Origin of the sequence: Cryobacterium sp. Y50 (assembly GCF_002929805.1) — a bacterium.
Classification (GTDB): domain Bacteria; phylum Actinomycetota; class Actinomycetes; order Actinomycetales; family Microbacteriaceae; genus Cryobacterium.
Map to the genome: position 1 here is coordinate 36,586 of NZ_PJJM01000093.1, position 17,486 is coordinate 54,071.

19 protein-coding genes are annotated in these 17,486 nt (G+C 64.7%); 5 read left to right on the forward strand and 14 right to left on the reverse strand.

The features are described from left to right. Positions 1 to 65 precede the first annotated feature (65 nt). Both CXY73_RS11650 and guaB read right to left on the reverse strand, forming a co-directional pair. On the reverse strand, positions 66 to 1,184 hold the full coding sequence (locus tag CXY73_RS11650) for a GuaB3 family IMP dehydrogenase-related protein (protein WP_104136452.1): 1,119 nt from the start codon (positions 1,182 to 1,184) through the stop codon (positions 66 to 68). 92 nt (positions 1,185 to 1,276) lie between these two features. Then, positions 1,277 to 2,779, reverse strand: a complete 1,503-nt coding sequence (gene guaB, locus CXY73_RS11655) for an IMP dehydrogenase (protein ID WP_104136450.1) — start codon at positions 2,777 to 2,779, stop codon at positions 1,277 to 1,279. A gap of 276 nt (positions 2,780 to 3,055) precedes the next feature. On the opposite strand from guaB, the gene CXY73_RS11660 reads away from it, so the two are divergent. The 4 genes from CXY73_RS11660 to CXY73_RS11675 are packed head-to-tail and all read left to right on the forward strand — an operon-like array spanning position 3,056 to position 7,004. Further along, complete coding sequence (locus tag CXY73_RS11660; RefSeq protein WP_104177804.1) at positions 3,056 to 4,321, forward strand: branched-chain amino acid ABC transporter permease; 1,266 nt, start codon at positions 3,056 to 3,058, stop codon at positions 4,319 to 4,321. Between the two features lie 8 nt (positions 4,322 to 4,329). After that, complete coding sequence (locus CXY73_RS11665; RefSeq protein WP_104136444.1) at positions 4,330 to 5,310, forward strand: branched-chain amino acid ABC transporter permease; 981 nt, start codon at positions 4,330 to 4,332, stop codon at positions 5,308 to 5,310. A 49-nt stretch (positions 5,311 to 5,359) separates the two neighbouring features. After that, on the forward strand, positions 5,360 to 6,250 hold the full coding sequence (locus tag CXY73_RS11670; RefSeq protein WP_233198296.1) for an ABC transporter ATP-binding protein: 891 nt from the start codon (positions 5,360 to 5,362) through the stop codon (positions 6,248 to 6,250). Further along, positions 6,237 to 7,004 carry an ABC transporter ATP-binding protein gene (locus CXY73_RS11675; protein ID WP_104136439.1) on the forward strand — a complete coding sequence of 256 codons (768 nt, stop codon included), beginning with the start codon at positions 6,237 to 6,239 and terminating at the stop codon, positions 7,002 to 7,004. The genes CXY73_RS11670 and CXY73_RS11675 overlap by 14 nt, the downstream gene beginning before the upstream one ends. Positions 7,005 to 7,289: 285 nt before the next feature. Here CXY73_RS11675 and CXY73_RS11680 read toward each other — a convergent pair whose 3' ends face one another. The 4 genes from CXY73_RS11680 to groES form a co-directional block, all read right to left on the reverse strand. Further along, on the reverse strand, positions 7,290 to 8,591 hold the full coding sequence (locus CXY73_RS11680; protein ID WP_104136437.1) for an ABC transporter substrate-binding protein: 1,302 nt from the start codon (positions 8,589 to 8,591) through the stop codon (positions 7,290 to 7,292). Positions 8,592 to 8,719: 128 nt separating this feature from the next. After that, entirely contained in the window at positions 8,720 to 9,427 is a 708-nt protein-coding gene (locus CXY73_RS11685; RefSeq protein ID WP_104136435.1) for a hypothetical protein, read from the reverse strand. 72 nt (positions 9,428 to 9,499) lie between these two features. Further along, positions 9,500 to 10,444: an EamA family transporter RarD gene (gene rarD / locus CXY73_RS11690; RefSeq protein WP_104177805.1), complete on the reverse strand. Its 945-nt coding sequence runs from the start codon at positions 10,442 to 10,444 to the stop codon at positions 9,500 to 9,502. Positions 10,445 to 10,532: 88 nt separating this feature from the next. Next, entirely contained in the window at positions 10,533 to 10,829 is a 297-nt protein-coding gene (groES, locus tag CXY73_RS11695; protein ID WP_092107311.1) for a co-chaperone GroES, read from the reverse strand. A 124-nt stretch (positions 10,830 to 10,953) separates the two neighbouring features. On the opposite strand from groES, the gene CXY73_RS11700 reads away from it, so the two are divergent. Next, complete coding sequence (locus tag CXY73_RS11700; protein WP_104177806.1) at positions 10,954 to 12,159, forward strand: class I SAM-dependent methyltransferase; 1,206 nt, start codon at positions 10,954 to 10,956, stop codon at positions 12,157 to 12,159. A gap of 8 nt (positions 12,160 to 12,167) precedes the next feature. On the opposite strand, the gene CXY73_RS11705 is transcribed toward CXY73_RS11700, so the two are convergent. The 8 genes from CXY73_RS11705 to CXY73_RS11740 form a co-directional block, all read right to left on the reverse strand. After that, positions 12,168 to 12,563 (reverse strand): hypothetical protein, encoded by a 396-nt coding sequence (locus CXY73_RS11705; RefSeq protein WP_104177807.1) that lies wholly within the window; start codon positions 12,561 to 12,563, stop codon positions 12,168 to 12,170. Positions 12,564 to 12,615: 52 nt separating this feature from the next. Further along, positions 12,616 to 13,065 (reverse strand): DUF4190 domain-containing protein, encoded by a 450-nt coding sequence (locus CXY73_RS11710; RefSeq protein WP_104136425.1) that lies wholly within the window; start codon positions 13,063 to 13,065, stop codon positions 12,616 to 12,618. Between the two features lie 82 nt (positions 13,066 to 13,147). Next, positions 13,148 to 14,218, reverse strand: a complete 1,071-nt coding sequence (gene tsaD / locus CXY73_RS11715; protein WP_104136556.1) for a tRNA (adenosine(37)-N6)-threonylcarbamoyltransferase complex transferase subunit TsaD — start codon at positions 14,216 to 14,218, stop codon at positions 13,148 to 13,150. Positions 14,219 to 14,223: 5 nt separating this feature from the next. Beyond that, positions 14,224 to 14,760: a ribosomal protein S18-alanine N-acetyltransferase gene (rimI, locus tag CXY73_RS11720; RefSeq protein WP_104136423.1), complete on the reverse strand. Its 537-nt coding sequence runs from the start codon at positions 14,758 to 14,760 to the stop codon at positions 14,224 to 14,226. Continuing rightward, a complete protein-coding gene (tsaB, locus tag CXY73_RS11725; RefSeq protein ID WP_104177808.1) occupies positions 14,757 to 15,392 on the reverse strand; it encodes a tRNA (adenosine(37)-N6)-threonylcarbamoyltransferase complex dimerization subunit type 1 TsaB in 636 nt (211 codons plus the stop codon). Before tsaB ends, rimI begins: the two co-directional genes overlap by 4 nt. 96 nt (positions 15,393 to 15,488) lie before the next feature. Continuing rightward, on the reverse strand, positions 15,489 to 16,013 hold the full coding sequence (gene tsaE / locus CXY73_RS11730; protein WP_104136411.1) for a tRNA (adenosine(37)-N6)-threonylcarbamoyltransferase complex ATPase subunit type 1 TsaE: 525 nt from the start codon (positions 16,011 to 16,013) through the stop codon (positions 15,489 to 15,491). After that, positions 16,006 to 17,127, reverse strand: a complete 1,122-nt coding sequence (gene alr / locus CXY73_RS11735; protein WP_104136408.1) for an alanine racemase — start codon at positions 17,125 to 17,127, stop codon at positions 16,006 to 16,008. Before alr ends, tsaE begins: the two co-directional genes overlap by 8 nt. Continuing rightward, complete coding sequence (locus tag CXY73_RS11740; protein WP_104136406.1) at positions 17,127 to 17,480, reverse strand: holo-ACP synthase; 354 nt, start codon at positions 17,478 to 17,480, stop codon at positions 17,127 to 17,129. The genes alr and CXY73_RS11740 overlap by 1 nt, the downstream gene beginning before the upstream one ends. Positions 17,481 to 17,486 lie beyond the last annotated feature (6 nt).

Genomic DNA, 17,486 nt, shown 5'->3' on the forward strand with positions numbered 1-17,486 from the left:
GCTAGTTCACACCGACGCTAGTTCACACCGACGCTAGTTCACACCGACGCTAGTTCACACCGACGCTAGTTCACCCGGTACGGCGCGACAACCACTTCAACCCGCTGAAATTCTTTGAGATCGGAGTAACCGGTGGTCGCCATCGACCGACGCAGCGCGCCGATCAGGTTGGCGGTGCCGTCGGCGACTGGAGCCGGACCGTACAGGATCTCTTCGAGCGGGGCCACGGTGCCGACCTCGACGCGCTTGCCGCGCGGCAGCTGCGGGTGGTGCGCCTCGGCGCCCCAGTGGAATCCGCCGCCGGGGGCATCCGTTGCCCGAGCGAGCGCAGTGCCGAGCATGACGGCGTCGGCGCCGCAGGCGATCGCCTTGACAATGTCGCCCGACGTGCCGAGGCCACCGTCGGCGATGACGTGCACATAGCGCCCGCCGGACTCGTCCATGTAGTCGCGGCGCGCTCCGGCGACATCCGCTACGGCGGTGGCCATTGGGGCGTGGATGCCCAGGGTCGCGCGGGTGGTCGACGCGGCTCCCCCGCCGAAACCGACCAGAACGCCCGCGGCGCCGGTGCGCATGAGGTGCAGGGCCGCCGTGTAGGTGGCTGCGCCGCCGACAATGACGGGAACGTCGAGCTCGTAGATGAACTTCTTGAGGTTGAGCGGTTCCTGGTTCTGCGAGACGTGCTCGGCTGAAACCGTCGTACCGCGAATGACGAACAGGTCGACGCCGGCGGCGACGACGGTTTCGTATAGTTCCTGGGTGCGCTGGGGCGAAAGGGCTCCGGCCACGGTGACTCCGCCGGCGCGAACTTCGGCCAGGCGGGCGGTGACGAGCTCGGGCTGAATCGGGGCGGAGTACATCTCCTGCATGCGCGCGGTCGCCTTATCGGCGGGCAGGCTGCGAATTTCGGCGAGCAGCGGCTCGGGGTTCTCGTGCCGGGTCCACAAGCCCTCAAGGTCGAGCACGCCGACGCCGCCGAGCTGGCCCATCATGATGGCCGTGGTCGGCGAGACGACGGAGTCCATCGGGGCGGCCAACACCGGAATGGCGAACTGGTAGGCGTCGATGGTCCAGCCGACCGACACGTCTTCCGGGTCGCGGGTGCGCCGACTGGGCACCACCGCGATGTCGTCGAAGGCGTACACGCGGCGGGCGCGCTTGGAGCGGCCGATCTCGATTTCCATGGTTCCAGTTTAGAGGGAGCCACCGACATCCCCTTTTCAAGCGGATGCTCGGCCCCGGCGCAGGCAGACCGCGCTGGGGCCTTGAGGCAGGCTTACCGACGGTAGTTCGGGGCCTCGACCACGATCTGCACGTCGTGCGGGTGCGATTCCTTGAGCCCGGCGGGCGTGATGCGCACGAACTTGCCCTTTTGCTTGAGCTCGGCGATAGTGCGGGCGCCCACATAGAACATGGACTGGCGCAGGCCGCCGACCAGCTGGTAAGCCACAGCGGCGAGCGGGCCGCGGAACGGCACCTGACCCTCGATGCCCTCGGGAATGAGTTTTTCGTCGCTGGGAACGTCGTTCTGAAAGTAACGGTCTTTGGAATAGGACGTCTTTGTGCCGCGGGTCTGCAGCGCGCCGAGCGAACCCATACCGCGGTAGGTCTTGAACTGCTTGCCGTTGACGAACACGAGTTCGCCGGGGCTTTCGGTGCAGCCCGCCAGGAGCGAACCGAGCATGACGGTGTCCGCGCCGGCCACGAGGGCCTTGGCGATGTCACCAGAATACTGCAGCCCACCGTCCGCGATAACCGGAACACCGGTCTCCCGTGCAGCCAACGAGGCCTGATACACGGCGGTGATCTGGGGAACGCCGACACCGGCCACGATGCGGGTAGTGCAAATCGAGCCGGGGCCCACGCCGACCTTGATTGCGTCGGCACCCGCGTCGATGAGCGCCTGGGCGCCCGAGCGGGTGGCGACGTTTCCACCGATCACGTCGACCTCGGCGAAGGCTTTGTCCGATTTCAGACGACGAATGATGTCGAGCACGCCGGCACTGTCGCCGTTGGCGGTGTCGACCACAAGCACGTCCACCCCGGATTCGAGCAGGGCGGTCGCGCGCTGCCAGGCATCACCGAAGAACCCGATGGCCGCGCCGACGCGCAGGCGCCCGCCGTCGTCCTTGGTGGCGAGGGGGTATTCCTCGCTCTTGTCGAAGTCTTTCACGGTAATCAGGCCGGTGAGCTTGCCGTTGGCGTCGATCAGGGGCAGCTTTTCGATCTTGTGCTTGGCGAAGATCGCGAGGGCGTCTTCGGGAGCCATCCCGACCTTGCCGGTGATCAGCGGGGAGGTTGTCATGACCTCGCGCACCCGGGTGAGCGCCTTCTTGGCGTGCGGAACGAAGCGCATGTCGCGGTTGGTGATGATTCCTACCAGGATGCCGTCACTGTCAACGACCGGCAGCCCGCTCACGCGGAACTGGCCGCACAGGGCGTCAACCTCGGCCACTGTGGCGTTGGGCGAAGTGGTGACCGGGTTGGTGATCATGCCGGATTCGCTGCGCTTGACCAGATCCACCTGTTCGGCCTGATCATTGATCGACAGGTTGCGGTGCAGAATTCCGAGCCCCCCCTCACGGGCCATGGCGATCGCCATGCGGGTCTCGGTCACGGTGTCCATAGCGCTGGAGAGCAGCGGCAGCGACACATCAATGCGCCGGGTCAACCGGGATTTGGTGACCGCCTCGCTCGGAATGACGTCGGTGTGCCCCGGCAGGAGCAGCACGTCGTCGTAGGTGAGCCCGGTGAATCCGAACGGATCTGGCTGATCCATGAAACCCCTTTACCTGTAGCTGAAAAACTCAAAATTGTCCGGAAAATCGCGTAATTTAACCGGTTCTTCAATGTTAAGCGTGTTTGGGCTCATCACATTCCGCACACCAATGTCGGCTCGGTGCGGAAATTCGAAACATATAGGACATAATCGGCAAATACTCTCAACAGAGAAGTTGGCAGTAGTCACCCGGCGCCCGCCCGGTTACCCATCGGTCGGCACCAACATGGAGGTCCCGTGCAGCCCACACCTACGGCTCAGAGATACGTTCCCAGGATGCTCGTGATCCTGTTTGTGACCCTTCTCGCAGCTCTCACCATGGCCACCTTCTCGGGGGGCAGCGCGCACGCCGACGAGGTCGGCACCGAGTTCGATTTCACGATCTCCGGCAACGTGCAGTTCAACGGGGAAGCCCAGGACGGCGTCGCGATCTCCGTGTCCGGCAATGGTTACGAGGCCGACACAGTGACGGATGCCGATGGCCGGTGGGCCATCGGAGTTCCCGAAAAAAGTACCTACGAGGTAACCCTCGACGAAGACACCCTTCCGAAGGGTGTCGTCGTCACTAAGGGCGGCAATGTGCTCGAAGCTGACTTCGGGTTGACCGACCGTCGCTCGGTCAACTTCTTCCTGGGTGAAGGCGTCCGCAACACGGTAAGTTTCTTCGACCAGTTCGTCAACCGGTTCGTCAACGGCCTGAACTTTGGCCTGTTACTCGCCCTCGCGGCAATTGGCGTGTCGCTGATTTTCGGCACCACGGGTTTGAGCAACTTCGCCCACGCCGAGATGATCACGTTCGGCGCACTGATGACCCTGGTGTTCTCGGTCTCCTTCGGCCTGCCGATCTGGCTCGCCATTCTGATCGCCATCGTGTTGAGCGGATGCCTCGGCTACGGCCTCGATGCGGTCATCTGGAAACCACTGCGCCGCAAGGGCGTCGCAGTGATCCCCCTCATGATCGTGAGCATCGGCCTGTCGCTCGCGCTGCGCTACCTCTACCAGTACTTCTTCGGCGGCAGCACGAGCCAGCTTCCCGGAGCGGGAATGACCGACCTCAAGTTCGGTCCGATCTCGTTGTCACCGATCGACATGGCCAGCATGGGCATCAGCATCGTGGTTCTGCTCGGCGTGGCCTATTTCCTGCTGCGCACTCGTATTGGCAAGGCCACCCGCGCCGTTTCGGACAATCCCAGCCTCGCCTCGGCGAGCGGGATTGACGTCGATGGAGTGATCCGCATCGTCTGGGTGGTCGGAGCGGCCCTCGCCGGACTCAGCGGGGTGCTCTGGGCGTACTTCCGCCCGGGGGTCAGCTGGGATATGGGATTCCAGATGCTGCTGCTGGTTTTTGCCGCCGTCACACTGGGTGGCCTCGGAACCGCCTTCGGAGCCCTCATCGGATCAATTGTTGTCGGCCTCTTCGTCGAGCTGTCGACGTTGTGGATTCCGTCCGACATGAAGTATGTCGGCGCACTTGTCGTTCTGATCCTGGTCTTGCTGTTTCGCCCGCAAGGCATTCTGGGTCGTAAAGAGAGAATTGGTTAGGGGTTCACATGGACTGGGGAGCAATCTTTGGCAACGCAGCCGTCGAGCTGATTAGCCCGACCACTGCCGCTTACGCACTCGCCGCCCTCGGGCTCGCTGTGCACTTCGGCTACACCGGCCTGCTGAACTTCGGCCAAGCCGGCTTCATGGCCCTCGGCGCCTATGGCTACGCCATTTCCATCCTGACCTTCGGTTTTCCAGTCTGGGGTGCCTTTTTGGTGGGGGTGGGAGCATCCGTTATTTTCGCCTTGATTTTGGGTATTCCCACGCTGCGATTACGCGCTGACTACCTCGCGATTGTCACGATTGCCGCTGCCGAGATTGTGCGGCTGCTGTTCACGACGAACACCTTCGCCTCTGTGACCGGTTCGGCCAACGGCCTGAGCGGTTACAAGAACGAGTTCGCGGCGCTGAACCCGCTCGCCGAGGGAAGCTACGGGTTCGGTCCGTTTGAGAACAACGCCTACGACACGTGGCTGCGCATCGTCGCCTGGTCGATCGTGATTCTCGCGGCGCTGTTCGTCTGGCAGATCATGCGCAGCCCGTGGGGCCGAGTGATCAAGGGCATCCGCGAAGACGAAGACGCCGTGCGTGCGCTCGGCAAGAATGTCTACGCCTACAAAATGCAGTCGCTCATTTTCGGTGGCGTGCTCGGCACCATCGCCGGCATGATCTTCGCCCTGCCGCGAGCGGTCGTGCCGTCGAACTATCAGACAACGCTGACCTTTTTCATCTACGCCATTCTGCTGCTCGGCGGTGCTGCAACGGTGCTCGGCCCGATCATCGGTTCAATGATCTTCTGGGTGCTGCTATCGTTCTTCTCCGGCTTCATCGCCCGGGCCGTTGAGGCTGGCTGGCTGCCGTTCATGACATCGATTCAGGGCGGGCAGCTGCGCTTCATCCTGGTGGGAGTGGCGATTATGTTGATCGTGATCTTTAGACCGCAAGGCATCTTCGGCAATAAGAAGGAGTTGGCTTTTGTCCGATAACGCTGTGTCGGCTGCTCCGCTCGAGCCGCCCGTTCCGACCCAGAAGCCGATCAAGACGACCGGCCTGCACATCGGCGAGGCCGAACCGGGTTGCCGCAAGGTCGACCCGATTCTCATCGCCGACGGCGTGCGTCGCACCTTCGGCGGCTTGACCGCGGTCGATGTCGACCACGTCGAAGTTCCGCGCGGCGCCATTACCGCTCTGATCGGCCCCAACGGTGCCGGCAAGACCACCCTGTTCAACCTGCTGACCGGTTTCGACAAGCCCGACGCCGGCAAGTGGACCTTTGACGGCCGTTCCCTCGCCGGAGTTCCCGCCTACCGGGTCGCCCGCATGGGCCAGATTCGCACATTCCAGCTCACCAAGGCCCTAGGGCTGCTGACCGTCATGGACAACATGCTGCTCGGTGCCAAGGGCCAGACCGGCGAGAACATGTTCCGCGCCCTGATGCCGTTTCTCTGGCGAAACCAGGAAGAAGAGAACCGGGCCAAAGCACTCGACCTGCTCACCCGGTTCAAGCTCGATACCAAGAAGGACGACTACGCGGCGAGTCTCTCCGGCGGGCAGCGCAAGCTGCTCGAAATGGCGCGGGCACTGATGAGCGACCCGACCCTGGTGATGCTCGATGAGCCGATGGCCGGGGTCAACCCGGCGCTGACGCAATCGCTGCTAGACCATATTTTGAACCTCAAGTCCGAGGGCATGACCGTTCTGTTCGTGGAACACGATATGCACATGGTGCGGCACATAGCCGACTGGGTCATCGTGATGGCCGAGGGCCACGTGGTCGCCGAGGGCGACCCGCACGAGGTCATGAGAAACCCAGCCGTGATTGACGCCTATCTCGGACAGCACCACGACGAGGACCTCGGCGAAGACCAGAGCGCCGAAGCCGAGAACGTGTCAGCCATAAAGGAGTTGCTCGATGACGAACGCTAATCCGCTGGCCCCGCCGGCACTGGCCGAGACCCGGGAAGCGGTCGTCGAAGTCAAGAATGTCACGGCCGGGTATGTGACCGGAGTGAACATTCTCAACTCCTGCTCGCTCACCGCCTACGACGGCGAACTGATCGGCATCATCGGCCCGAACGGTGCCGGCAAGTCCACGCTACTCAAGTCGATCTTTGGCCTGGTCAAGGTGCGCGAGGGCGAAATTATGCTCCGCGGCAACAACATCACCAACCTCAAGGCCAACAAGCTGGTCGCGCAAGGTGTCGGTTTTGTACCGCAAAACAACAATGTTTTTCCTACGCTGACCATTCGTGAAAACCTCGAGATGGGTATTTTTCTGAAGCCCAAGGGACTGGTCGAGCGGCTCGAATTCGTCACCGAGATCTTTCCCGAGCTCGGTAAGCGGATGTCTCAACGCGCTGGGTCGCTCTCGGGCGGCGAACGGCAAATGGTCGCTATGAGCCGCGCTCTTATGATGGGACCGCACGTGCTGCTCCTGGACGAGCCGAGCGCCGGGCTTTCCCCTGTACGCCAGGACGAAGCCTTTCTGCGAGTGAAGGAGATCAATAAGGCCGGAGTGACCACGATCATGGTCGAGCAGAACGCCCGCCGCTGCCTACAGATCTGCGACCGCGGCTATGTGCTCGACCAGGGCCGCGATGCCTACACCGGCACCGGACGTGAGCTTTTGAACGACCCCAAGGTGATCGGTTTGTACCTCGGCACCCTCGGGCAGGATTAGCAGCGAAACTCCCCACACCAGCCAGCAGCGGCGTTCGAGACAGTCTCGGGCGCCGCTTCGGTGTGCGGGCTACGGATGTTCGTAGCCCGCACACTGAGAACCCCCGCCGGTCGAGGAGTGGGCACGCTTTTTGCCCGCGGCTCGAGACCCGCGCGCCAGGGCTCGAGCCGCTCACCCAGCTCGCTCCCGCCGAATTGAGCCTGTCGAAATTTCGACCAGCGCACTAAACGGACACGCAAAAGGGCTCCGGCCGTAGCCGGAACCCTTTTGAAAGAACTGGTGTGACTAGTTGATACGGGAGTAGGTGTTGTCGGAGTTGTATTCGTACAGTCCGATGGTTGCCTCGGTCGGATCGCCATTCTCGTCGAACGTGATGGGACCGGAGAAACCGTCGAAGTCGATCTGCTCCCCCGCGGCCAACGCCTCGGCCGCCGCGGCGAAGTCGGTGACGGTGGTGCCGTCGCCGGTTCCGCCTGAGATCTGTCGCAGGTAGCTGGCAATCGACTCGCCCGCGACGTCGTTACCCGCGTACGCGGCGAGCGCGATGAGCATGACGGCGTCGTAGGACTCGGCCGCATAGCTGTAGTCGGTCAGCGACGAGTCGACCTCGAGCAGGCGCTCAGTGAAATCACCAAGGGTAGCTGTGTCCAGGCCAGGCAGGGTGCCCTTGGAACCGGTGATGAGATCGGCTGGGAAGTCGGCGCTATAGTCCTTCAGATTGCCGTCAACGAAGTAGAGCTTGTCACCAGCGAAACCACCGGCGACGAGGTCGGGCACGATGACCTTGGACTGGTCGAAGGTGATCAGAGCGATGGCGTCGGGCGCCTCAGCGGTGACCTCGGCAATCTGCGAGGCGAAGTTGGACTCGCCCTCGTTGAAGAGCGACTCGGCAACGATTTCTCCCCCGGCGGCTTCAAACGACTCACGAACGGCCTTCGCCAGGCCGGTACCGTAGGCATCGTTGAGCACGATGAGTCCGAGGGTGGCGTTGCCGTCATCGGCGATCTGGGTACCGAGCACGTCACCCTGCAGCAGGTCAGAAGGCGCGGTGCGCCAGTACAAACCGTTGTCGGCGTAGGTCGAGAAGTCCGGCGAGGTGTTGGCCGGTGAGAACTGTACGACGCCGGCGCCGGTGATCTGGTCGATCACGGTTTTGGAGACGCCAGAGGAAGCCGCACCGACGATGGCCGTGACGTCCTGCGAGAGGAGGTCGGTCACCGATACGGTAGCGGTGTCGGTCGTAGTGTCGCCCGAGTCGCGGAAGATTGCTTCAACGTTGATGCCAAGGTCGGCTTCGTTGATGTCGTTCACGGCGAGCTGAACTCCGGCTTCTTCAGGCGGGCCGAGGAACGCCAGTCCACCACTCTGCGGAAGGACCGTACCGATCTTCAAGGTCAGGTCGCGGTCACCAGCCTCAACAGTATTGAAGTCTGCGGCATCCGCCGACGGCGCCGCAGAATTATTGGACTCAGTGGCAGCGCCATTGCTGCAGCCGGTGAGCAGAAGTGCGCTCACGCCAACGAGCGCGACACCGGTAACGAGGGTACGAACGGAGCGGGAGGCTGAGGCCTTCGCGAATACGCTCATGTTGCTCCTTGATAGGTATAAAAGAGGTGAATCTGGTCAGCCGATTGACTGCCGTGGTGACAGATTAGGCAATCAAGCGCACGGAAACCTACCCGTGCGTGTCACAACCGGGTAAAGCGACCAAATCGTTACGAACGGCGACCGGTCACACCCTGATAATCAATGATTTGCTCCTGACCCAGCGCGTACACGCATTCGCCCCAGGAGAGGCAGACGGCCGTTCCCGAAATCACCTGCGGCCAGCCGGCATCGAGTGATGCGCCGCCGTCGTCCCCGGTGATCACAGCGGCCAGGGCAGCCGTGATCAGGCCGTCGTAGGCCTCCGCAGCGCCAGCGGTAGAGTTCAGTCCAGGGTCGGCGGTCTTCAGCCGCGCGGTGAACGCCTCATCAGCAGCGAGCGGGGTTCCCCCGTTGGCGAAGTCGCTCAGGGCGACGAGAATGGCGCTGCCAACGGATGCTGCGGCATCCGCTGGCAGCGCCGTCGTCGCGTCCCACAAGACCAGGTCAACGCCGCGGGCGGCGAGGTCGGCGTAGGCGGCGGCGAGGTCACCGGCCGAGTTGCGATGCACGAGTTGGATCGGCTGCGTCGGCGTCGCCTGCTCGGCCAGGATGTCACGCAGGGCAAGCTCGGTGCCGGCCACCTGAGCTGCACCGCTCGCGGCACTGTCGCCGGTGGTGGGGAAAAGGGTGCCGATGCTCAGCGTTCCGTCACCGCTCGGAGCAGCCGTGACGACCGGGGTCGGGGTGGTGCTCGGCGTGGCTGGCGGTGTGCTGGTGCAGCCGGTGAGGGCCAGAGCGCCGAGCAGAACGACGACGGTGAGCGTGCGACGGGGCATCTACAATCCTTTGGTACGAGCTGGGTGACGTATCGGTTCAGCGTATCGGCTGGCCGAACGGGTGTGCGGGCGCTAGGCCGGCTCAAGCGAGCTGCGGCGCGGCGCGAGGCCGGAGGTGACCATATCGATCATCAGGATGATCAAGGCGACCCAGACCAGGGCAAATCCGGCCCAGCGTTCGAGCGGCATCGCCTCGTTCAGAATGACCACACCGACGAGAAATTGAATGACCGGCGCGACGAATTGAATGAGCCCGAGCACCGTCAGCGGCAAGCGCCGGGCGGCTGCGGCGAAGAGCAGCAGGGGAACAGCGGTGATGACCCCGGCCGCGAGCAGTCCCACCGTGTGCCAAGGTGACACGGTTCCAAAGGTGAGGCCGGACATGCTGGAGACGACCAGAAGCTGGATGATGGCGACCGGGGCCAGCCAGGCCGTTTCGAGGGTGAGGCCGGTGACGGCATCGACGTTGGGGCCGACCCGCTTCTTGATCAGCCCGTAGAACCCGAAGGAGAACGCGAGAATGAGCGAGATCCAAGGCAGTGAGCCGTAGCCGACCGCGAGCACGATCACGGCGAGAAAACTGATGCCGATGGCCACCCATTGCAAGCGGCGCAACCGTTCGCGCAGCACGAAGACGCCCAGCAGCACGGTGACGATCGGGTTGATGAAGTAACCAAGGGCCGCTTCAACGACGTGCCCAGTGGTCGCGGCGATCACGTAGGTCTGCCAGTTGACGAAGATGAACGCACCGGCCAGGCCCATGGTCCAGACCAGGCGCGGCTGCCGCAGGGCATGCCCGAGTACGGTCCAGGTTCGGGTGACGGTAATGATCAGGGCGCAGAAAACGAGAGAAAACAGAACTCGCCAGGCTACGATTTCGAAGGCGCCGGAGGGGATAAGCAGCAGAAAATAGAGGGGCAGCAGGCCCCAGAGGCCGTATGCGAGGCCGCCGAAGATGAGACCGGTGCGGTGGGTCGCGCGAGCCGTCGAGTCGGCCCGTGCAGCGGCATCCTTCATAAATATTCTCCCTGGAGGCACAAAAACTCCCGAATGGCGAAGCCATCCGGGAGTTTCAGTCTAAAACCTAGGTAGTGAAGAAACCTACTTAGCGAACGACTACAGCGAGCACGTCGCGAGCGGAGAGAACCAGAAGGTCATCGCCACCGAACTTGACCTCGGTTCCGCCGTACTTGGAGTAGATGACCTTGTCGCCGACGGCGATGTCGAGGGGAACGCGGTTGCCGTTGTCGTCAATGCGGCCGGGGCCGACTGCAACAACTTCGCCCTCCTGGGGCTTTTCCTTTGCGGTGTCAGGAATGACCAGACCTGATGCGGTGGTCTGCTCTGCGTCGACCTGCTTGATGACGATGCGATCCTCGAGCGGCTTGATGGAGACCGACACGGTTGACCTCTTTCTAAGACTTGGGTTAGCAGACTCACAGCGAGAGTGCCAAGTGAAGTTTAGAGGGGATGCTGGCACTCGCGCAACGTGAGTGCCAGATCAGGCCGTTTGATACCGTTGCAGAATGGATCGAACCGAGCTCGTTGAGCTGCTTTCCCCCGCGAGTTTACGGCTGCTGGATTCCCTGTCGCCCTACGATGCAAACGGTGATGTGTTGAAGCTCGTGAGCGAGCTGCGCAAGGCCGGGCATGCCCCCGGGCTCGTGTCGGCCGTGTTGAGCCAGTCGCGACTGCGGGCGAAGGCCGTAACCAAGTTCGGAGAATTTGCCGAGCGGATGCTGTTCACCGAGGCCGGTCTTGAGCAGGCGACCCGGTTACGGGTCGCAGCACTGCACGCCGGGCGATTCGCCGGACTGTCGGCAGCGCTCGGCCGCGCACCGAGGGTCGCGGACCTCGGCTGTGGCATCGGCGGCGACGCGATGGCCCTCGCCGCGATGGACCTGCCGATCGTGGCCGTCGACGCCGACGAGGTCACGGCGACGGTCGCGAGCTTCAACCTGGCACCGTTCCCCAATGCTTCCGCGTTACAGGCCGATGCGGAGAACGTTGACCTGGCCGATTTCGACGCGGTCTGGCTCGACCCGGCCCGGCGCACGAGCGGGCACAGCAACACCAAGCGGCTGACCCGTTCCGAGGACTACTCCCCCTCGCTCGACTTCGCCTACCTGCTGGCGACGACGAAACCGCTCGGTATGAAGCTCGGTCCCGGCCATGATCGCGACCAGATTCCGGTCGATGCGGAGGCCCAGTGGGTGTCGGTGGACGGCCAGCTGGTGGAGATGGGACTGTGGTTCGGCGCTCTCGCGCGCCCGGGCATCCGTCGTTCGGCGCTGCTTTTGACCCGGGATGGCGTACAGGAACTGACCGCTGGCGCCGACAGTGAAGACGTACCGGTGGGCGAGCTCGGCCACTACGTCTACGAACCCGACGGCGCGGTCATTCGGGCGCGACTGATCGGCGACCTGGCCCGCTCGATGGAGGCCAGCATGCTGAGCGAGGGAATCGCCTACCTGACCAGCGACCTTTTGGTGCCGACGCCGTTCGCGAGCGCCTTTCGGGTGCTCGAGACGCTGTCGTTCGACGAGAAGAAGCTGCGACTGGCACTGCTTGAGCGGCGCATCGGAACGCTCGAGATCAAGAAGCGCGGTGTCGACGTTGATCCCGCGACGCTGCGCACTCGGTTGAAGCTCAAGGGGCCGGAAGTCGCGACGCTGATCTTGACCCGGGTGGCCGGGCATCGCGTCGCGCTGCTCGTGGAGCGTGTGCGCTAGCGATTGGGCTATAGCAGGGGCAGTACCGTGTGGCTAATGTAGACGAGCCAGCCGACCGCGAGCAGAACCCCGACAATGCCGCTCGCGAGGCCGCTGCCCCAGAGGGCTCGCGCCCGATGCTCGGTAGTGCGCGCGATCAGGGCGAGAACAAGCGCGATGAGCGCGATCGGCAGGCCGAGCACGCCGAGCACGCCGAGCGCGAGCCCGACGAGACCGCAGACGACGGAGGCGACGGAGAGGCGGCGACGGCCAGTGATGCGCGCCACCTCGGCTTCGGTGTAGGTGTACGGCACGAACTCGGTGGGGGCAGTGACGGTCGATTCCCAGCTGAGCTGGCTACCCGGGGGCACGGGGGCACGGGTGTAGTCCCGATGCGTGTCGGAATCCTGGTGCGGTGTACTCATTGCTGTCCTCGTGCTGCGAACCGGCCAGCGACCGTTTCGCGGGGTGAGTCTGTTAGGGCTGGCTCACACCGACGTTGGCGGCAGCGATGAGCAGTGCGATCGAGCCGATGAGGATGAAGATCCCCACGACGAAGCCGAGGTAGCCGACAATCAGACCACCGAGGGCGAGGCCGTGGCCCTTTTCGCCGGTCTTCTTAATCTGGCTCAGGGCGATGTGGCCAGTGATGATGCCCACGATCGAGATCGCGAGGATCGACGTAACGAGGGAGATAATCGACAGAACGTTGTACTTGTCCTGCGGGTTCTGCTGACCGTAGGGATTCTGGCCGTAAGCGGGAGCCTGGCCGTAGGCGGGAGCTTGGCCGTAGGCGGGAGGCTGTATGCCCGGCGCCGGATAACTCGAATCGGCGGGCGCGGTTGGGGGCGCACTCGCATCGGCCGGGTTTGAGTTCGTCGGGCCATTGTTCGTCGGTTCGACGGGAGGCTGGGTGGGATCAGACATCTGCGGTCTCCTTCATAATTTCGTTCGGTGGTCGCCCTGCCAGATTATCCCGTTAGCGGGTGCCCGGCGACTGTGGCGCTACTCAAACCTGAATCTGACCGACCGGCAGGGTGGAATCGGCGCCGAATTCAAGGGTCGAGGGCTCATGCCCGGCCATGATGAGTTGCGCGCCGAGGGCGGCGATCATGGCGCCATTGTCGGTGCAGAGCGAGAGCGGCGGGATGCGCAGGACGACGCCGGCAGCATCCGTTCTCTCGGTGGCAACCTGGCGCAGTCGAGCGTTGGCGATGACGCCGCCGCCGAGCAGCAGCCGCGGCACGTCGTGGTCGGCGCACGCGGCGAGAGCCTTGGTGAGCAAAATGTCGACCACCGCCTCCCGAAAACTCGCCGCGACATCGGCCGTCGGCACGGGCTCGCCGGCGTCCTGACGCTGTTCGACGAAGCGGGCGACCGAAGTCTTGAGGCCGGAAAAGGAGAAGTCGTAGCGGTGCGCGGCCATGTCCTTGGGCTGACTGAGTCCGCGCGGAAAGCGGATGGCCTTCGGGTTGCCGTCGAAAGCGACCCGGTCGATCTGCGGCCCGCCGGGGTAGGGCAGGCCGAGCAACCGGGCGACCTTGTCGAAAGCTTCCCCGGCGGCGTCGTCGATGGTCTCACCGAGGAGCTCGACGTCGCTGACCAGGTCGCGCACGAGCAGCAACGAGGTGTGCCCGCCCGAGACGAGCAGCGCGATCGTCGGGTACTCGAGCGGCTCGGTGTCGTTGGTGCTGGTAGGGCCGCGCAGTAGGTCGGCACCGACGTGGCCGACGAGGTGGTTGACCGCATAAATCGGTTTGTCGAGGGCGACGGCGAGCGCCTTGGCGGCGCCGACCCCGACCATGAGGGCTCCGGAGAGCCCTGGGCCGCAGGTGACGGCGATGGCATCGAGATCGCTCAAGCGGATGCCAGCCTCGGCGACAGCCGCGTCGATGGCCGGTACGAGCTCATCGAGGTGGGCTCGAGCGGCAATTTCGGGCACGACACCGCCGTAGCGGGCGTGTTCGTCCATCGAGCTCGCGATGGTGTTGGAAAGCAGGCTGGTTCCGCGCACGATGCCGATGCCGGTCTCGTCACAGGAGGTCTCGATGCCGAGCACGAGCGGTTCGGTGCGGTTCATGGTCGTCACGGATTCTTCGCGGATGCGGGTACGGTACTGGCAGGCACGGCTGGTTCTGGGGCGGTGAGCATAGATTCCAATTCTGGAATATTCAGGCGCATGACGATGGCGTCGACGTTGTCGGGCTGGTAGTAGCCGCGGCGCACGCCGACCTCCACGAACCCGAGCCGATCGTAGAGGCGCTGGGCGCCGGGGTTGTCGGCGCGCACTTCGAGAAACACCAGACGTGCACCGCGTTTGCGGGCCTCGGAGATGAGGGCCTGCATCAGGGTGCGTCCGAGGCCGTGACCGCGGGCCGAGTCGGTGACGGCCATGGTCTGGATGTCGCCCTCGGTAGCTCCCGGTGGGGCGAGCAGCCCGGCGTAGGCCTCAATGCTGCTCGGGTCGTCCGGCGAAAAGGCGACCAGGTAGTAGCAGGCCGGGTCGCCGAGATCTTGGGCCATCATCGGTGGCGACCAGGCATCGTTCTCGAAAATGCTGGTCTCGAGGTGCATGATCGCCGCAAGGTCGGCCTTGTGCGCACGGCGCAGCTGCCAGGTCATCGGCTGACCCGCTTGGGTCCGGCGGAGAGCGTGACGTCGGGTGAGCGCAGGTAGAGCGGTTCATTGGCGGCAAGCGGGCGCCGATGGGCGTAGCTGAGTTCGGCGACCAGGCCGAGTTCCCCGGCCGACACCGTGGCGGCGTCGAGGCGCGGCCAACCCGCGTGCTGCCAGTTCGGCGCGTCGAGCTCGGCCGGTTTGGCGAGTCCTGGTGGGCCGACGCGCACAGGTAGGCCGACGGCATCCGCTTCGCTGTAGGCACTCCAGTAGATTTCGCGGCGGCGAGCGTCGGTGACGACGACGAGCGGGCCCGTGTGGCCGCGGCGGTAATGGCCGTAGGCGATGGCGTCGTGGCTGATCACGGGCACGAGCGGCTTGCCGGCGCCGAGGGCGAACACGCTCGCCGAGGCGATGCCGACGCGCAGGCCGGTGAACGGGCCCGGGCCCATGCCGCCGACCACACCGGAGAGATCAGCCGAGGTGACCTTCGCCTCGCGGAGGCAGTCGAGAATGAACGGGCCGACGATTTCAGCGTGGCGCATGGTGTCTGGCTCGCCGCGCTCGGCGATGATCCCGCGCTCGAGGTCGACCACGGCGACGCTCGTGCCGGCAGAGGTATCGATGGCGAGTAGCACCCGTTCAGCCTAGCTTTGATGCGGCAAGCACTTCGCGCGCGAGTCGCTGCGCGGGCGCAACCCGGTCATAAAGCGCACGACGGCTGAACGAAACTTTCACGCCGCAAAGTCGGTCGCATCTGCCCAGCGTGGCCCGTGACCGATCAACCGGACCGTGCGTGGTTCGTCAAGATCGTGATCCAGATCGAGAACGGATGCCACGGCATCCGCTTCGCTGATGGCCTCGGATCGGCCCTGCGGTCGCTCGATTTCAATGTCAAGCCAGGACTCGGTGATGCCGTCGAGCAGGCCGCGACCCCATTCGACGACCACGATGGAGTGGGCGAAGTCGATGTCGAGGTCGTCGAGCTCCATGGCGCTGTTCAGACGGTAGGCGTCGACGTGCACGAACGGTGGCCCGCCGACGAGGCTCGGATGCGTGCGCGCGAGCACAAAGGTCGGGCTGGTGACGGCGCCGCGCACCTGCAATCCCTCGCCGAGGCCGCGAGTGAGGGTGGTCTTGCCCGCGCCTAGTGGCCCGGTGAGCACGATCAGGTCGCCGGCCCGCAGCGTATCCGCAAGGCCGATGCCGAAGCGGTGCATGGCGGCGGCATCGGGGATGGTGCGCGTGCGCTCAGCCATGGATGTGCCGCCGGGGTACCCGGTGTCCGATGCGGGTGACGATCTCGTAGTTGATCGTGCCGGCGGCGTCGGCCCAGTCGGTCGCGCTCGGCGCTCCGGTGCTCGGGTCGCCGAACAGCACGACCGTGTCGCCGACGGCCACGCCCGGGTTGCCAGCTCCGAGATTGACCACGAACTGGTCCATCGCCACCCGCCCGACCAGCGGGTAGGTCGTGCCCTGAATCTGCACGAGCGCATTGCCGGAGGCCTGCCGCGGAATTCCGTCGGCGTAACCGAGCGGCACGAGCACGAGCGTGGAGTCCTCCGGCGCCCGCCAGAGATAGTCGTAAGAGACACCGGCACCCGCGCTCACCCGGCGCACCAGGGCCACCCGGCCGCGCAGGGTCATGGCCGGCACGAGCCCGAGGTCGGCCGAGGTCGCATCCTCAAACGGCGACAACCCGTACAGGGTGATACCCAGGCGAACCATCGAGAAACGCGCGGCTGGCAGCCGCAGCGCGGCCTCGGAGGAGGCGAGGTGCACGAGCGTCGGGGTCAACCCGGCGGCGCGAGCGGCGGCGACACCACGCTCGAAACACTCCAGCGCCTGCTGGTCATCGATAGCTGAGGCGTTGGCGAGGTGGCTCATCACGCCGTCGACGCGCAGCAGCCCGACCTGCTCAAGGGCCACGGCCAGCGCGAACACCTCGGCCCAGTCGCTTTCGTGCACACCGTTGCGGCTGAGCCCGGTCTCGAGTTTGAGATGAACGGATGCGCTCTGGCCGAGTTCCTTGGCTGCATCCGCTGCCCGTTGCAGTTGGAGCGCTGATGAGAGGCCGAGGGTGACGTCATCGTCGATGGCGGCGCTGAAATCGGCGTCTGGATCGTGCAGCCAGGCCAGGATCGGCGCGTCGATTCCGGCGTCACGCAGTTGCAGGGCTTCGTCGATGTCGGCCACGCCGAGCCAGTCGGCACCACCGGCGAGGGCGGCACGGGCAACCGGGACGGCGCCGTGGCCGTAGGCGTTGGCCTTCACCACGGCCATGGCGTGCGGGGTGCCGACCAGCTCGCGTAGGTGCGTCATATTGCTGCGGATCGCGGCGAGATCGATCACGGCCTCGCGAAACCCGCTCATCACTCCCCCTCGGCGACGACGAAAGCGCAAGCCACGCCGGCGTCGTGCGTCATGGTGACGTGCACCCGGCTGATTCCGCGATCTGTCAGGGCTTGGCGGGCGGCCCCGCTGAGCTTGAATTCGGGGTTGCCGTGCGGGTCGTTCACGATTTCCATCTCTTGCCAGGTGGCCCCAGCGCTGTCGCCGAGGGCCTTGATCAGGGCTTCCTTGGCGGCGAAACGCGCGGCGAGCGAATGCGCCGGCAGTCTGCGTTCGCTCTCAGCGAACAAGCGCGGTACCAGGCCCGGCGTGCGCTCGACCTGGCGGGTGAACCGCGCCAGATCGACCACGTCGACCCCGATGCCCTTGATCACTGCGGG

Excerpts from the sequence above, each read along its gene's own strand:
- CXY73_RS11705 (WP_104177807.1), bottom strand. The coding sequence starts at position 12,563 with ATGAGTACACCGCACCAGGATTCCGACACGCATCGGGACTACACCCGT.
- CXY73_RS11660 (WP_104177804.1), top strand. The coding sequence starts at position 3,056 with ATGCTCGTGATCCTGTTTGTGACCCTTCTCGCAGCTCTCACCATGGCC.
- CXY73_RS11665 (WP_104136444.1), top strand. The coding sequence starts at position 4,330 with ATGGACTGGGGAGCAATCTTTGGCAACGCAGCCGTCGAGCTGATTAGC.
- tsaD (WP_104136556.1), bottom strand. The coding sequence starts at position 14,218 with ATGAACCGCACCGAACCGCTCGTGCTCGGCATCGAGACCTCCTGTGAC.
- rarD (WP_104177805.1), bottom strand. The coding sequence starts at position 10,444 with ATGAAGGATGCCGCTGCACGGGCCGACTCGACGGCTCGCGCGACCCAC.
- CXY73_RS11700 (WP_104177806.1), top strand. The coding sequence starts at position 10,954 with ATGGATCGAACCGAGCTCGTTGAGCTGCTTTCCCCCGCGAGTTTACGG.
- CXY73_RS11685 (WP_104136435.1), bottom strand. The coding sequence starts at position 9,427 with ATGCCCCGTCGCACGCTCACCGTCGTCGTTCTGCTCGGCGCTCTGGCC.
- tsaE (WP_104136411.1), bottom strand. The coding sequence starts at position 16,013 with ATGGCTGAGCGCACGCGCACCATCCCCGATGCCGCCGCCATGCACCGC.
- guaB (WP_104136450.1), bottom strand. The coding sequence starts at position 2,779 with ATGGATCAGCCAGATCCGTTCGGATTCACCGGGCTCACCTACGACGAC.
- rimI (WP_104136423.1), bottom strand. The coding sequence starts at position 14,760 with ATGACCTGGCAGCTGCGCCGTGCGCACAAGGCCGACCTTGCGGCGATC.
- CXY73_RS11680 (WP_104136437.1), bottom strand. The coding sequence starts at position 8,591 with ATGAGCGTATTCGCGAAGGCCTCAGCCTCCCGCTCCGTTCGTACCCTC.
- alr (WP_104136408.1), bottom strand. The coding sequence starts at position 17,127 with ATGAGCGGGTTTCGCGAGGCCGTGATCGATCTCGCCGCGATCCGCAGC.
- CXY73_RS11675 (WP_104136439.1), top strand. The coding sequence starts at position 6,237 with ATGACGAACGCTAATCCGCTGGCCCCGCCGGCACTGGCCGAGACCCGG.
- CXY73_RS11710 (WP_104136425.1), bottom strand. The coding sequence starts at position 13,065 with ATGTCTGATCCCACCCAGCCTCCCGTCGAACCGACGAACAATGGCCCG.
- CXY73_RS11650 (WP_104136452.1), bottom strand. The coding sequence starts at position 1,184 with ATGGAAATCGAGATCGGCCGCTCCAAGCGCGCCCGCCGCGTGTACGCC.